At 43.4% G+C, this 14,877-nt stretch carries 12 protein-coding genes, 2 tRNA genes and 1 rRNA gene; all 15 read left to right on the top strand.

The features are described 5' to 3' along the window. Position 1: 1 nt before the first annotated feature. The 15 genes from AC5YBZ_RS10420 to AC5YBZ_RS10350 all read left to right on the top strand — a co-directional run bounded on the left by AC5YBZ_RS10420 (position 2) and on the right by AC5YBZ_RS10350 (position 14,667). Entirely contained in the window at positions 2 to 1,366 is a 1,365-nt protein-coding gene (locus AC5YBZ_RS10420) for a DUF8689 domain-containing protein (protein ID WP_494542873.1), read from the top strand. 53 nt (positions 1,367 to 1,419) lie between these two features. Beyond that, positions 1,420 to 2,262: a Flp pilus assembly protein CpaB gene (gene cpaB / locus AC5YBZ_RS10415; protein ID WP_494523635.1), complete on the top strand. Its 843-nt coding sequence runs from the start codon at positions 1,420 to 1,422 to the stop codon at positions 2,260 to 2,262. 37 nt (positions 2,263 to 2,299) lie between these two features. Then, positions 2,300 to 3,757, top strand: a complete 1,458-nt coding sequence (locus AC5YBZ_RS10410) for a type II and III secretion system protein family protein (RefSeq protein WP_494523634.1) — start codon at positions 2,300 to 2,302, stop codon at positions 3,755 to 3,757. 15 nt (positions 3,758 to 3,772) lie between these two features. Then, on the top strand, positions 3,773 to 4,060 hold the full coding sequence (locus tag AC5YBZ_RS10405) for a hypothetical protein (RefSeq protein WP_494518887.1): 288 nt from the start codon (positions 3,773 to 3,775) through the stop codon (positions 4,058 to 4,060). Positions 4,061 to 4,071: 11 nt separating this feature from the next. Beyond that, positions 4,072 to 5,379 carry a pilus assembly protein TadG-related protein gene (locus AC5YBZ_RS10400; protein WP_494542872.1) on the top strand — a complete coding sequence of 436 codons (1,308 nt, stop codon included), beginning with the start codon at positions 4,072 to 4,074 and terminating at the stop codon, positions 5,377 to 5,379. Between the two features lie 9 nt (positions 5,380 to 5,388). After that, positions 5,389 to 5,862, top strand: coding sequence for a TadE family protein (locus tag AC5YBZ_RS10395; RefSeq protein WP_494518889.1), 474 nt, complete (start codon positions 5,389 to 5,391; stop codon positions 5,860 to 5,862). Continuing rightward, a complete protein-coding gene (locus AC5YBZ_RS10390; protein ID WP_494523632.1) occupies positions 5,859 to 6,293 on the top strand; it encodes a TadE/TadG family type IV pilus assembly protein in 435 nt (144 codons plus the stop codon). The genes AC5YBZ_RS10395 and AC5YBZ_RS10390 overlap by 4 nt, the downstream gene beginning before the upstream one ends. 90 nt (positions 6,294 to 6,383) lie before the next feature. Beyond that, a complete protein-coding gene (locus AC5YBZ_RS10385; RefSeq protein WP_494542871.1) occupies positions 6,384 to 7,631 on the top strand; it encodes a CpaE/TadZ family protein in 1,248 nt (415 codons plus the stop codon). A gap of 15 nt (positions 7,632 to 7,646) precedes the next feature. After that, positions 7,647 to 8,972 (top strand): TadA family conjugal transfer-associated ATPase, encoded by a 1,326-nt coding sequence (locus tag AC5YBZ_RS10380; protein ID WP_494523630.1) that lies wholly within the window; start codon positions 7,647 to 7,649, stop codon positions 8,970 to 8,972. 11 nt (positions 8,973 to 8,983) lie between these two features. Next, positions 8,984 to 9,961 carry a type II secretion system F family protein gene (locus AC5YBZ_RS10375; RefSeq protein WP_494523629.1) on the top strand — a complete coding sequence of 326 codons (978 nt, stop codon included), beginning with the start codon at positions 8,984 to 8,986 and terminating at the stop codon, positions 9,959 to 9,961. 1 nt (position 9,962) lies between these two features. Then, positions 9,963 to 10,934: a type II secretion system F family protein gene (locus AC5YBZ_RS10370; protein ID WP_494518894.1), complete on the top strand. Its 972-nt coding sequence runs from the start codon at positions 9,963 to 9,965 to the stop codon at positions 10,932 to 10,934. A 51-nt stretch (positions 10,935 to 10,985) separates the two neighbouring features. Further along, entirely contained in the window at positions 10,986 to 11,981 is a 996-nt protein-coding gene (locus AC5YBZ_RS10365; protein ID WP_494518895.1) for a tetratricopeptide repeat protein, read from the top strand. Positions 11,982 to 12,706: 725 nt separating this feature from the next. Next, positions 12,707 to 14,253, top strand: a 16S ribosomal RNA gene (locus AC5YBZ_RS10360). A 126-nt stretch (positions 14,254 to 14,379) separates the two neighbouring features. After that, positions 14,380 to 14,456 (top strand) — tRNA-Ile (locus AC5YBZ_RS10355). Between the two features lie 135 nt (positions 14,457 to 14,591). Then, positions 14,592 to 14,667, top strand: a tRNA-Ala gene (locus AC5YBZ_RS10350). Positions 14,668 to 14,877 lie beyond the last annotated feature (210 nt).

Genomic DNA, 14,877 nt, shown 5'->3' with positions numbered 1-14,877 from the left:
TATGTTGCGAGCGGATGTGGACCATAATGCGACAGTTGAGCCATTGTCTAAGCCATTGTCGCAACATACAGAGTTGCAACAGACTGAACCTCAAAATGTTGTAGACGTTAGTCAATTAGCGCCTAAGCCTATTACTTTAGACGCCACAGGGCTTTCAGAGTCCTTATTGTTAGATCTCTTGGTAAAACATATATTTAGTGCAGGAGTGCTCACCAAAGAGTTGATGGTTGCTAAAATGGGTATAACTGGGGGGATTTTACAATACCTGCTCGATACCGCCAAAAAGTTAGGTTGGGTTGAAAACCGTCAGACTACAGCAGATGGTCAGATGCGCTATGCCTTGAGTCATACGGGTGAGATACATGCTAAGTTGGTTTTTAGCCGCAGCGGTTATCTCGGCCTCGCTCCCGTGCCGCTTAAACAATATATTCCCATCTGTAAGCAGCAATCGAGCCGAGCTCGCCCCATCACCTATGAGATGCTCGAACAAGGCCTTAAGGCGCTCGTGTTACCCCAAGATCTGCTTTATAAAATCGGGCCTGCCATGAATTCCAGTCGGCCAGTATTGATCTATGGCCCACCGGGCACAGGTAAAAGTTACCTGTGTCGTCACCTTAATCTTACTTTGGGCGATGCGGTACTTATTCCCTATGCGATTGCCATAGGGAATGAAATCATACAAGTTTTTGACCCAGAGTTGCATCATCGCACAGAAGTGGAGGCAATAAACAACCCTTTAGACTTAGGTAGCGGTCACGATCCAAGATGGATCAAGTGTCAACGCCCTCTGAGGATCACCGGCGGTGAGCTTACTGCTGAAATGTTAGAAGTACAGTTTGATACTCATAGCCGCACCTATATGGCCCCGCTGCAGCTCAAAGCCAATAATGGCATTTTATTGCTCGATGATTTAGGTCGGCAACGTATCAGCGCCAAACAGCTTTTTAACCGTTGGATTATTCCGATGGAAGAGCATAGAGACTTTTTAAATTTACAGTCGGGCGAACATTTTGAGATCCCATTCGAGCTGATTCTACTCTTCTCTACTAACCTAGATCCTAAAGAATTAGTCGATGAAGCATTTCTTCGACGACTCGGGTACAAGATCCATTTTGAGGCATTAGATGCACAGCTTTACCGTAAAATTTGGTTTCGGGTGTGTGATGAGCTTGGGCTGAGTTGCAGTGAAGAGACGTTTTTGCATTTGATTAACCAATACCATCAAAAATTCGCTAAGCCACTGATCCCTTGTTATCCACGTGACTTACTCGGGATCATGTCTGATCAGATCTGTTTTATGAAACTTAAACCAGAGGTAACACCATCACTCATTGACTCTGCTTGGTCCATCTATTTTGTTGAATAATGAAAATAAAGATATGTTTTAGTTAACATTTTAGTTAACAACGGGAGTTCACTATGAATAACAAAACGATTCTTTTTGTCGTCTTGTCGCTGATATTTGGTGTGATGGCGGTTTTCCTCGCTCAAAATTGGCTCGAGTCTAACAGCAGTGTTGCTAATGTGGCTGATACCACCAGTGTTGTCACTGTCTCTAGCCTAGTGCCTATGGGCACCATTATCGATCGTAAACATTTAGTCTTAACGCCCGTGCCCGAAGGTATAGTACCTCAAGGCTCGGTGACAAAGTTTGAAGATGCCGAAGGTAAAGTCGTTAATCAAAAACTCTATCCTGGTGAAATATTACGCCAAGAAAAACTCACTAACAAAGGTGAAGGCAGCACACTAGCTAGCCTTATTCAACCTAACATGCGTGCGGTTACCATCAGGGTAAATGATGTGGTTGGCGTAGCGGGTTTCTTATTGCCCGGAAACCGAGTGGATGTGATTAACCTCTTTAAAGAGGGCGATTATAAAACTGATGTAGTGCTCTCTAACGTAAAAATTCTGGCTATCGATCAACGAGCGTCGAATGATGAAAATAAACCCATGCTGGTTCGTGCAGTTACCTTAGAGCTGAGCATGGATCAAGCCGAGCAGTTGTTGGTTGCTAAAGGACGTGGCTCATTGCAGTTAGCCTTAAGAAACCCCAATGATGATGCACAGGTTGAAGTGGCTCTGCTCAATCAAGAGAAAGTCGTGCAGCTCGAGCCGATAAAACCACTTGTAGAGACACAGCCGTCAGCCACTGTTAAGCCTGCCATGCCAACGGAGAAAGTGGTTTATGCTCAGTCTAATGCTAAAGCGAAAGTCCTGATATTGAAGGGAATGAAAGAGCAAGAAGTTAAGGTGAATGACTAATATTTAATACAACCAAAAGGTTGAAAAGGAGTGGACTATGCTGCGTTCGACTGGCAAAACTTGGGAGCTAGGATGCGTGTTCTTGGTATTCATTTCGGCCTTGATACATCTACCAGTCATGGCAGGTGGGCCATTTGAGGGGGCAAAAGAGCTAAAGCAGATCCCTATTTTTAAGTCTCGTGTTTTACAACTACCTAAATCAGTACATAGAGTCTCTGTCGGCAACCCTGATATCGCTGATATCAAGCTATTGCCCAAAAACAACCTATATATATTAGGCAAAAAGCTGGGTAGTACCAATGTGATGATTTGGGATGAAAATGAAATATTAACCAGTGTCATGGATATAGAAGTGACCCATGATTTAAATGGTTTAAAACTGCGTTTACATGAGTTTTTACCCACTGAAAATCTGGCGGTGCAAACCTCTCAGGGGCAACTATTGTTAAGTGGTCAAGCCTCTAATTTACAAAAAATGAATACCGCCGTCGAGTTAGCTCAGGCTTATGTGGATTCATCGCCTACAGTGGGCAAACCCAAAAGTACCGTGCTAAATATGATGACCATTGGAGGCGGGCATCAAGTCATGTTAGAGGTAGTAGTGGCAGAAGTTCAACGTGAAATTGCGCGTCAATTTGATTCTAAGTTTTTGATATTTAATCAAGGATCAAACCTTTCTGGCGGTGTCGTCGGTGGCGGTGGTGGGTTTGTTGACTCCGCTATCGGCGGGATTAGTAGTAAAGGTTTTTTTGCTCAGTATATTAATCAAGATTTATTAATGAACTTTGCCCTTGATGTGGCTAAACAAAATGGATTGGCCAAAGTGTTAGCCGAGCCAAATGTTACCGCCATGAGTGGCCAAACGGCTGAATTTTTATCTGGTGGTGAATTCCCCATTCCAGTTCCAGATACCAATGGCAGTACTACCATTCAATATCGTGATTTTGGTGTTGGGGTGAAATTTCTCCCTACAGTATTAGATTCTGGCCAGATAAACTTAAATTTAAACGTAGTCGTGAGCGAAGTGAGTAATGCCAATTCTGTGTCGTTATCTGGCAATAATACGAGTGCAGTATTGGTGGTCCCCTCTTTGGTTAAACGCAGTACCGCCACAACGGTTGAGTTAGCCGATGGCCAAACGATTGCGATAAGCGGCTTGATCAGTGATAACTTGCGAGAAAATATCGATAAGGTACCGGGTCTTGGCGATGTTCCAGTATTAGGGCAGCTCTTTTCCAGTAAGAGTTTTCGGAGTGGTCAAACCGAGTTAGTGATTTTAGTGACGCCTCGCCTTGTAAGACCTTTCAATAAAAAAGATATCACTTTGCCTACTGATGGATTTGTTGCCCCCTCTGATGTTGAGTTTTATTTGCTAGGTAAGAGCTCGACCAAAGAGCGCCCTGAGGATAAAACCCAGACGCCATACGAGCCCGTGATGTCTAATGTCAACATTGAAAATAGTGGTACTCAACAAAAATATGGGCATTCACTGTAGATTGGAGTGTTAAGTATGAGTCATTTTAATATCAGAGCCAGTGTGGTGCACAAGTGGGCCGTGGTCTTACTCAGTTTGTTTTTATCTGCTTGTGCCAATGAACATAATTTCGAGATGGGAGAGAGCTATCAACAGGTTAAAAATGTTCAAATTCTCGATCCTGAGGCATCAGTGCGTAACGATGGCTTAGTCTTAAGTCTCGAGGGTAACTATGGCCGTAAAGTGATCTTGAAGTACCGAGATAGTAATGAAGCTCCTATTAAGGCGAAAGAGCTTAGCTCGTCGACTATATTGGAACAATGATGATGAAAAGCTTGAAAATATGTATCACCACAAGTCGCGATTCAATATCGAATCTCGACTCAGGCCGTCAACGCGGTGCAATTTTAGTGATGTTTACCATAGGATTATTTTCGTTACTTGCAGTGGCGGCTTTGGCGCTTGATGGTGGTCATATGTTACTCAGTAAAAGTCGCTTGCAAAATGCAGTTGATGCATCAGCCTTGCATGCGGCTAAAGTGCTCGATAATGGAGCCACATTAGCCGAAGCTAGGCAGGCTGCGGTGAGTATGTTGACTCAAAATCTTGCATTTAAAGAAAATAATGAACTCGAAACTAACATCAGTTTTACGCCTGCTGATTACAGCACCAATTCTGTAACCAGTCACATATCAGTTGAATTTTCCGCCTTACCCGATCCATTTATTCCAGTCGCAATTGAGGGCAGTGAGTATGTTCGAGTAAAAGTTGAAAATGTCGGTTTAGATAATTTTCTTGCCCAGCTGTTGAACTTTAACAAACGTGTTAGGGCTTCAGCCGTTGCCGGGCGCAGTACCGATATCACCTGTAATAATAAACTTGTGCCGTTACTGGTATGTGCAGTCAATGATGATCCTGACTATACGGTAACTGACGCCAGTGGTCAGCAGGTCGCAGCCCCCTTTGGCATAGTGACTAACAGCCTGTACGCCATGAAGTCGGGATCGGGACAAGCTAATGCGCCCGCAATAGGCCCGGGTAATTTTCAGTTGCTGGCACTAGAGGGTACGGGGGCGGATATTTTACGAACGGCATTGGCAGGGGGGTATTCAACTGATACTTGTGTTGGAGCGGGGGATTTGGTGCCAACTAAGACAGGTAATAATGTTGGTCCCGTTGCTCAAGGGCTTAACACCCGTTTTGGTCAGTGGCAAGGCGGTGGGTTGGATCCTGCTGACCATCCAAGGGATCGCAATATATGCCAAGGAGTGCGCATCACGATTGATAATGATGGCAATATAGAAAACCCCAATGCGGACTACTATAGCTATGCCGATTATTTAGCCGATAGTAATACGGGGAATTGTATCGATGATACTATCGAGCCTAATAGCCGTAGAGAGATGCCTGTGGTTATTGGTTTGTGTGATGGGATTAGCAACGGACAGACAGATATCGAGGTAAAAACCACAGGCTGTTTTTTCTTAGTGCAAGATGTTGATCAAGGTGGACAAGAGTCTTTTGTGGTGGGGGAGTTTGTTACCGAGTGTCCCGGCACTGGGAGTGCATCGGTTGATCCTGATTTTGTCAGTAACAACCACACCATAGTGCTGTATAAAGATCCTGATAGTCCAGACTCTTAGGAGAACGCTATGAACTATTCGTTACAAAAGGGCATCGCGGCAGTAGAGATGACCATTCTATTGCCCTTTATGTTACTGCTGGTGTTTGCAACGGGTGAGTTGGGCCGTTTTATATTTCAATATAATACCCTGACGAAATTAGTTCGCGATGCTGGTGTCTATTTAGGCGCTCATGCCGATACCCGACAAACCACATTGCTGCCTTCACCGTTTATTGATGAGGAGTGTGGTTATTGTATTTCAGAAACCAAAAACTTACTTATTTATGGCAATGTGAGTGGAGGGCAAAGCCCATTATTAAAAGGATTAAGCCCGGCTGATATTACTATTAGTGAGTCACCAGTAGGCAGTCGTCGGTTAGTTATTTCTGTGTCCTACAATTGGCAACCTTTATTTGGCGAAAAACTAACCACATTTGGTTTGGGCGATGAGATTGATCTTAGTTTTAACTTGAATACTCACTACGCGGTAACCGCATTATGAAGCCGCAAAAGGGAGTCTATACGGTTGAGTTCGCTATTGTTGCTGGCGTTTTTTTTATTTTGTTATTTAGTGCAATAGAAGTTGGCAGACTCATATACACCTATAATGTATTGCAAGAAGCATCTCGCCGTGCGGCCAGATTAGCTATCGTCTGTCAAACGAGCACCAATATCGACAGCTTAGCCCTGTTTAATGGCGCAAATTTAGTGCCTAACTTGACGGCAGACAACCTAGACATTAGCTATCTTGATCGTGGTGGTTTAGCGGCAACAGGAGCCGATATCGAACTTGTCAAAGCAGAAATTAAAAATTATCAGCATGAATTTTGGGTACCAGGTTTACGCATGACGTTAAACTCGCCTGTCTTTACAACTACCCTACCGAGGGAGAGTTTAGGGGTTTTCCCCGGAGGAGCAACTGTCTGTCAATAATAAACGGTCTGTCAATAATAATAGTTTATTGTTTAACATTAACGACTATAGTAATGATAGGGTCAGTTGTTGTCATTCAAGGTTGATTATATGGAAAAACCATTAAAATTGTTTACTACAGCATCGAGTGATGCGTTAAATTTGGAGGAGAAAATGGATTTTTATATGCCTTCTCCACTCAATGTCTTGTTGATCGATGTGAAAAAAGAGTTTTTACCCCAAATTGAGGCTAATTTAACGCAATGTGTCAATTTACATTGGGAAAAGACGGCAGATTTAACTGGAAGTAAAAATACCGATGTTTCAGGTAAGTCGTTTAACTTAATTTTATTGGTGATCCCAAATGAAGAGGTATTAGCTCAACAAGCCTTAGCATGCGCTGCTAGTTATAAATCAGAGGTGATTATTCTTGGGAGAGATACGCCACAAAAAGTATTACGGCATGCATTTCAATATGGAGTAAGTGATTTTATTCCTCTGGATGCACCCGATATTGAATTGATCACCGCGCTTAAAAATATTGCACAGCAGTTAAACACTAAGGCTGATCTTGCGCCTGTATTAGCCGTGGTTAACGGTAAGGGGGGGTCTGGTGCAAGTTTTATTGCATCAAGTCTGGCCGCCATCGCCGCTGAGCGTGGTGATATGGATGTGGCTTTGTTAGATACCGATTTACATCATGGTGCGTTGGCTCATATTTTAGGGGTTGAACCCAATTATTACCTTGTTGATGCTTTACAGGCGTTAGATGAGCTAGATGAGGTGGCATTGCGTAGTGCAATGATATCGAAAGGCAAGTTACATTTGCTAGCGGCGGCTCCTTTTTCATTATTGAACTTACACCATGATATTAAGTTGGAAAATATATATGACTTATTATGGAAATGTCGTCAATATAATGATCAGGTTATTTTGGATTACTCTCGTGGTCCAGAGTATTGGAATATAGAGTTACTTCGTAATGCCGATATTTTAGTGGTGGCACAACAAAATTTAATCATCATTCGAGAGGTGAAGGTGCTTATTCAACAATTGATTAATCATTTGGGCATTACCAAGGATAGGATCCATATATTAGTTAATCGATATGATAAGTCAGATACTCAAATAAAATTAAATGATATTAAGCAGGCAGTCGGTATCGACTCTGTGTTTGTTGTAGAGAATGATTATAATTTAGCGAGCCAGTGTGAGGATTTAGGTAAGCCCATTACTGAAATAGCTAAAAAACAACGAATGTATCTTGACTTACTAGAGTTAACACAACAATTAATTCCTGCTAAAGGCAGTGAAGCAAAGCAAGCGAAAGGTTTTTGGGCGCGTTTATTGGGGCATTAGTTGAGGCATCAGATTATGGATAATATGAGTTTGGCTGGTAAAGATAGTTATCAACCCCTGAGTGTTGAAGAGCAACAGCTCAAGATCAAACTGTATGATAAATTACTCAGCGTGATGGATCTTTCATTGATTGAAACTGTTTCAGCAGACCAAGCTCGTGGTCAAATAAGTGAAATATGCGAACGGCTTATTAATGAACTGCATGTTCCAATTAATCTAGCCTCTAGAAAAAGATTAATAAAACTCATAATAGATGAAGTGTTAGGCTTAGGGCCATTAGAGACCTTATTGGCGGATCCGACGATCTCTGACATTTTGGTCAACTCTTTTGATAGGGTTTATGTCGAGCGTCGAGGTAAATTAGAACCCGTAAATATTAAGTTTCATAGCAATGCCCACCTGCTCAATATAATTGACCGTATTGTTTCTAGTGTCGGACGCCGTATTGATGAGTCCTCTCCTATGGTTGATGCTCGATTAGCTGATGGCTCTAGGGTCAATGCGATTATTCCTCCTTTAGCCTTAGATGGCCCTTCGCTCTCTATTCGACGCTTTTCTGTCGATAAATTGACCGCAAAAGAGTTGATCGAATATGGCTCGATCACTGCAGAAATGGTTGAACTGCTCCAAGGCGCGGTTAAAGGCAAGTTAAATGTATTGGTATCAGGCGGAACCGGTAGTGGTAAAACAACCTTACTTAATATGCTGTCTGGCTATATTCCCTCTAATGAGCGTATTGTGACGATTGAAGATTCAGCTGAACTCCAATTACAACAGCCCCATACCGTTAGGTTAGAGACTCGTCCACAAAATATTGAAGGTCGTGGTGAGGTGACTCAGCGAGATCTCGTCAAAAACTGTTTGCGAATGCGACCAGATAGAATCGTTGTGGGAGAGGTCCGTGGTGGTGAAGCATTAGATATGCTTACAGCGATGAATACTGGTCATGAAGGATCGCTCACAACATTGCACGCCAACAGCCCTCGAGATGCACTCGGCAGATTAGAATACATGGTCTGTATGGCTGGATTTGATATGCCAGTGAGTAATATTAGAACTCAAATTGCTTCAGCGATAGATTTGGTGGTTCAGCTTGAACGCCAAGAAGATGGACGCAGGCGCGTAATTAGTATTCAGGAAATTAACGGTATGGAAGGGGATATCATTACCATGTCGGAGATATTCCGTTTTACCCGCGAAGGTATCGATGAACAAGGTCAAATTAAGGGGCGTTTTGAGGCAACTGGCGTAATACCAGGTTTTCATTCTAAACTCAAACAACATGGCATCGATTTACCATATCAATTATTTAATTGTGGTGATCCTTTCGCTAAGTTCTAGGAGCTTTATCTATGCCTTCCAATGAAATGATATTTTTAGGGTTAATATTCATCGCTGTTATTTTTCTTTCTCAAGCCCTGTTTTTACCCGTATACAGTCCACAGCGTGCTAACACAGCACAGGTTCGTAAACGCTTACAGAAGTTATCGCAAGAATCGGGTGATGGTGTACTTGAAACATCGTTACTGAGGAAAAACCGATTAAGTAAAGTGGGCGCAATAGGTCGAGCATTAGAGCATATAGGTTTTATAGAAGATTTAAGTTATCGACTTGAACTGGCTGATTACCGTTTGTTAGGTCACCAATTCTTGCTGTTGACACTAGCTATAGCCAGTTTGGTAGGAGTGGCGAGCTGGTGGTATATGCGCGAACCATTAATGACTCTGTTTGCTATTTTGATGGTTTTCATGTTGTTCTTTTTTAAGCTCAATAGGGATACAGCTAAAAGGATGGATGCAATTGAAGCCAGCTTTCCCGATGCGCTTGATGTGTTAAGACGAGCCTTACAAGCTGGTTATTCTTTTTCTGATGCCATTAAGTTAGTGACTGAAGAGATGGATGGTCCATTGGCTAAAGAATTCAGCCTAATGTTCGCAAATATCAATTACAGTAAAGATACTAAAAGAGCTATTCTCGGATTTATTGAACGTGTACCAAGTGTGTCTGCAATGGCATTTTCAAGCGCGATTATGGTACAGAAAGAAACGGGTGGTAATTTAGCGGAAAATATCGATAACTTGTCAAAAGTTATCCGTAAACGTTTTATGTTTCGACGTCGAGTGAGAACTCTATCAGCAGAGGGACGGCTTTCTGCTTGGATCTTAATTTTATTGCCATTCGTACTCTTTGCGGTGATTTACTTACAAACCCCTAGCTATGTTGGCGAACTGACAGGAACTGAAGATGGGCGACGCTTATTAGTATGGGGCGCGATTGGCATGACACTGGGTGGGCTTTGGATCAGTAAACTGATTAGGATTGATATGTGATATGGACTACTTAATAGGACTTATAAATCAGGCTTTTGACGATCCCCAACATGTAAAATGGGCTATTTACATTGTTGCTGCGATAGCGGGGATAACATTAGCACTCTCTGTTTCATTTCTCATTAGCGGTGTCTACTCTCCCGTAAGGAAGCGTTTGCAGCATATTACAGGCGATAAGAGTCAATCAGTTGTTGATGAGCAGAGTGAAGTCAATAAAACCTTAGAGCATGGTATTGGTAAGCTAGGTAAACTCTCTTTTTTGAATCTATCGAATGATGAAACCCGTCGACTACTGATCCATGCTGGCTTGCATTCAGATAATGCATTAGCGGTATTTAGTGCCATTCGGCTCTTGTTGCTCTTGATTGGTGCAGTGATCTCTATTGTGCTGCTGCAATATTTTAATGAGTTGTCAGCCATGATCAGTATCTATTTAGTTTGTTTGATCATGGGCGTTTTCTTTTTGGCTCCATCAATGATTTTGACCTATATGGCGAATAAACGTATGCGTGCATTGCGGATTGGATTTCCCGATGCACTTGATCTACTCGTTGTTTGTTGTGAGGCTGGATTAGGACTTTTAGCAGCTTTACAGCGTGTAGCCAGAGAGCTGTCATTAAGTCATCCCGATTTATCCAGTGAACTCGAATTAGTGTGTAATAAAGTTAGAGCAGGTCTGACAATAAAAGTGGCCTTGAATGAGTTTACAGAGCGCACAGGTCTAGAAGATATTAAGGGACTCAATTCGGCTATTTCACAGAGTATGAGATTAGGTACTGGGATTGCTGCTACATTAAGGGTATTTTCGGAAGAGTATCGAGATAAACGCTTACAACAAGCTGAAGAACAAGCAGCCAAGATGGCTGTAAAAATGATATTTCCGATGATGTTTTGTATATGGCCCTCTTTCTTTATTGTTGCCGTGGGTCCAGCTGTACTGAAAGTGATGAAAGTCTGGGGGCAAGCTTTCTAAACATAGAATGTGGCCATATGCGAGTAATGAAATAAATCAGGGAGCGAGTTTATGTTTATAAGGTATTGGGGAGAGCAGCGCTTGGCTGTTATGGCATTGGTATTTACTCTCATGCTGAGTGGCTGCGCGTCTACCAATGAGGAAGTTCAAATTTCAACAAAACCGCAGCGCCAAGATCTATATCAGGGACAATCACAAGTTGCTTTAGGTGTAAGTGCGCCTTTGTCTGAGGAGGATGCACTTGATCGAGCCATCAATGCTGAGCGAGCGGGTGATCTCGATAAGGCACTATATGCTTATATTCAAGCGCTAGATTTTAATCAGAACAATGCCGATACCTTTTATCAAATTGCTCGAATACATTTGGCTAAAGGGAATAAAGAGATTGCGTTTAAAGCGTATAACGAAGCCTTAGTTATCGCCCCTGATCATATATTGGTCAATGCTGAATTAGGGATACTTGAGATTGACCGACGTCAATATGCATTGGCTCGCAAACATCTTGAAAAAACGGTCATGCTCGATCAACAAAGATTAGCTGAGCGGAAGACTAATACAGCTAAAGCAAGCAACCTTGCTTTAGATGAGTTGTCTCCTTTACGAGTGTACAACGCGCTGGGGATTTTAGAAGATCTGGAGAATCATCATCAGGCGGCTAGAACTTATTTTTTGTTGATATTAGCTTTTCAACCACAATCGTCGGTAATCGCGACTAATATAGGTTACTCATTTTATCTCGTTGGTGACTACGAACAAGCGGAAGCCTATCTCAAGCAGGCATTAAGAGCAGATCCTAGTTTTAGTCGAGCCTGGTCAAATTTAGGTTTGGTATACATACGTAAAGGATCCTATCGAAAAGCTTTAGCTAGTTTCGAGCAGACGATGTCCACAGCCGATGCATTAAATGATCTTGGATACTTTTTAATGTTAGAAGGAAAGTATGAGCAAGCGATCACTCTGTTTAAGCAAGCGATAGACACTTCGCCAACCTATTTTGAGCGAGCACAGAAAAACCTTAAGATAGCATTAGCCTCTAAAATTAATTAACAAAATAGTGTATTAACCTGACTTGGCAGTTGCTAGGTCTTTTTTTGAGGCATCTTGGCTTGGGCAATATGGTTTTCACAGGGATTATTCTAAAACTATTAAAGGAAAAACGAACTGCAGTCATAAGCACTAACTCAAAACATCTTCCTACGTATCGCCCTACAAGAGTACCTAGGCATAGGATTAACAGGGTAAACAGTGTACTAATATTGTGCTAGAAAGCCTCGGTGGGTGGATTTTTAAGCGAACGCTCCAGTGTGGTAAAAATAAGGGTTGCGCTATCATTAGCAATCCCTATAATGCGCAACCACTGACACGGCGAAGCTCGCAGAGACAAGTCGTAAAGCACTAAGTAACTTGGTTAAACACCTAGCATACAGCGTGGTCAGGCACTGAAAAGTACCGCGTCAAAAAGTTTTCAAAAACTGCTTGACGCGAACCACGGATTGCGTAGAATACGCAGCCCTAGCCACTTGGAACTACCGAGATGTGCTAACGCTCTTTAACAATTTATCAAGTAATCTGTGTGGACACTCACAGGTGTTGAGTTAATCGAAATTGCCTAACCTTAGGGTTGGCAATCAAAGAATTAAATCAACCAATTCTTTCACTTTCTCTCACGAGAGGTGATGAGTGTTCATAGCAATATGTACAAAGAATTAATCGCAAGATTAGTTCGAACAGAATTCGTTGAGCCGTTTGACGTAAGTCAAACAACAAAACTTTAATTGAAGAGTTTGATCATGGCTCAGATTGAACGCTGGCGGCAGGCCTAACACATGCAAGTCGAGCGGTAACAGGAAGAAAGCTTGCTTTCTTTGCTGACGAGCGGCGGACGGGTGAGTAATGCCTAGGGAACTGCCCAGTCGAGGGGGATAACAGTTGGAAACGACTGCTAATACCGCATACGCCCTACGGGGGAAAAGAGGGGACCTTCGGGCCTTCTGCGATTGGATGTACCTAGGTGGGATTAGCTAGTTGGTGAGGTAATGGCTCACCAAGGCGACGATCCCTAGCTGTTCTGAGAGGATGATCAGCCACACTGGGACTGAGACACGGCCCAGACTCCTACGGGAGGCAGCAGTGGGGAATATTGCACAATGGGCGCAAGCCTGATGCAGCCATGCCGCGTGTGTGAAGAAGGCCTTCGGGTTGTAAAGCACTTTCAGCGAGGAGGAAAGCTTAAGCGTTAATAGCGTTTAGGTGTGACGTTACTCGCAGAAGAAGGACCGGCTAACTTCGTGCCAGCAGCCGCGGTAATACGAGGGGTCCAAGCGTTAATCGGAATTACTGGGCGTAAAGCGTACGCAGGCGGTTTGTTAAGCGAGATGTGAAAGCCCCGGGCTCAACCTGGGAATTGCATTTCGAACTGGCAGACTAGAGTCTTGTAGAGGGGGGTAGAATTTCAGGTGTAGCGGTGAAATGCGTAGAGATCTGAAGGAATACCGGTGGCGAAGGCGGCCCCCTGGACAAAGACTGACGCTCAGGTACGAAAGCGTGGGGAGCAAACAGGATTAGATACCCTGGTAGTCCACGCCGTAAACGATGTCTACTCGGAGTTTGGTGCCTTGAGCACTGGGCTCCCAAGCTAACGCATTAAGTAGACCGCCTGGGGAGTACGGCCGCAAGGTTAAAACTCAAATGAATTGACGGGGGCCCGCACAAGCGGTGGAGCATGTGGTTTAATTCGATGCAACGCGAAGAACCTTACCTACTCTTGACATCCAGAGAATTCGCTAGAGATAGCTTAGTGCCTTCGGGAACTCTGAGACAGGTGCTGCATGGCTGTCGTCAGCTCGTGTTGTGAAATGTTGGGTTAAGTCCCGCAACGAGCGCAACCCTTATCCTTATTTGCCAGCACGTAATGGTGGGAACTTTAGGGAGACTGCCGGTGATAAACCGGAGGAAGGTGGGGACGACGTCAAGTCATCATGGCCCTTACGAGTAGGGCTACACACGTGCTACAATGGCAAGTACAGAGGGTTGCAAAGCCGCGAGGTGGAGCTAATCTCACAAAGCTTGTCGTAGTCCGGATTGGAGTCTGCAACTCGACTCCATGAAGTCGGAATCGCTAGTAATCGTGGATCAGAATGCCACGGTGAATACGTTCCCGGGCCTTGTACACACCGCCCGTCACACCATGGGAGTGGGCTGCACCAGAAGTAGATAGCTTAACCTTTCGGGGAGGGCGTTTACCACGGTGTGGTTCATGACTGGGGTGAAGTCGTAACAAGGTAGCCCTAGGGGAACCTGGGGCTGGATCACCTCCTTACCTATACGACTAACTTAATGTTTGTTGAGTGTTCACACAGATTACTTGATAGAAAGAAAGAGCAAAATATCGAAAGATAATTTTTGAGGGATTTGATTCAGTTAGAATTAAATAACCAAAAAGAATGGGTCTGTAGCTCAGCTGGTTAGAGCGCACCCCTGATAAGGGTGAGGTCGGTGGTTCAAGTCCACTCTGACCCACCAAATCTTCGTTTATTCTATGTTAACTTGTTACTCGTTTAGTGAACTAAACGTCGCAACAAGTTACCTTGACTAAACTCGATTTGGCTTCGCCAAAATTATTTGGCATTCGATATATTTGTTTGACTGCATGTAAATGGGGCTATAGCTCAGCTGGGAGAGCGCCTGCCTTGCACGCAGGAGGTCTGCGGTTCGATCCCGCATAGCTCCACCATTTACTTGCACATGGATAGAGATGCCAAAGATAAATGCAAAATTTATCTTTGGCTTTTTTAAGCCCGCTCTTTAAAAATTTGGAAAGCTGATAGTGTTAATGTGAAAGGGATAGTGACGTACTTGTACGTGATTATTTGTAGCATTGACGCGAAAATTAAAATTGAGTTCTCAAACACTTAAATCAAGTGCCGAATCATTGTAATGATGA

The organism is Shewanella sp. 553 (genome assembly GCF_059338375.1).
This window is presented reverse-complemented; position numbering and strand designations above follow the sequence as displayed.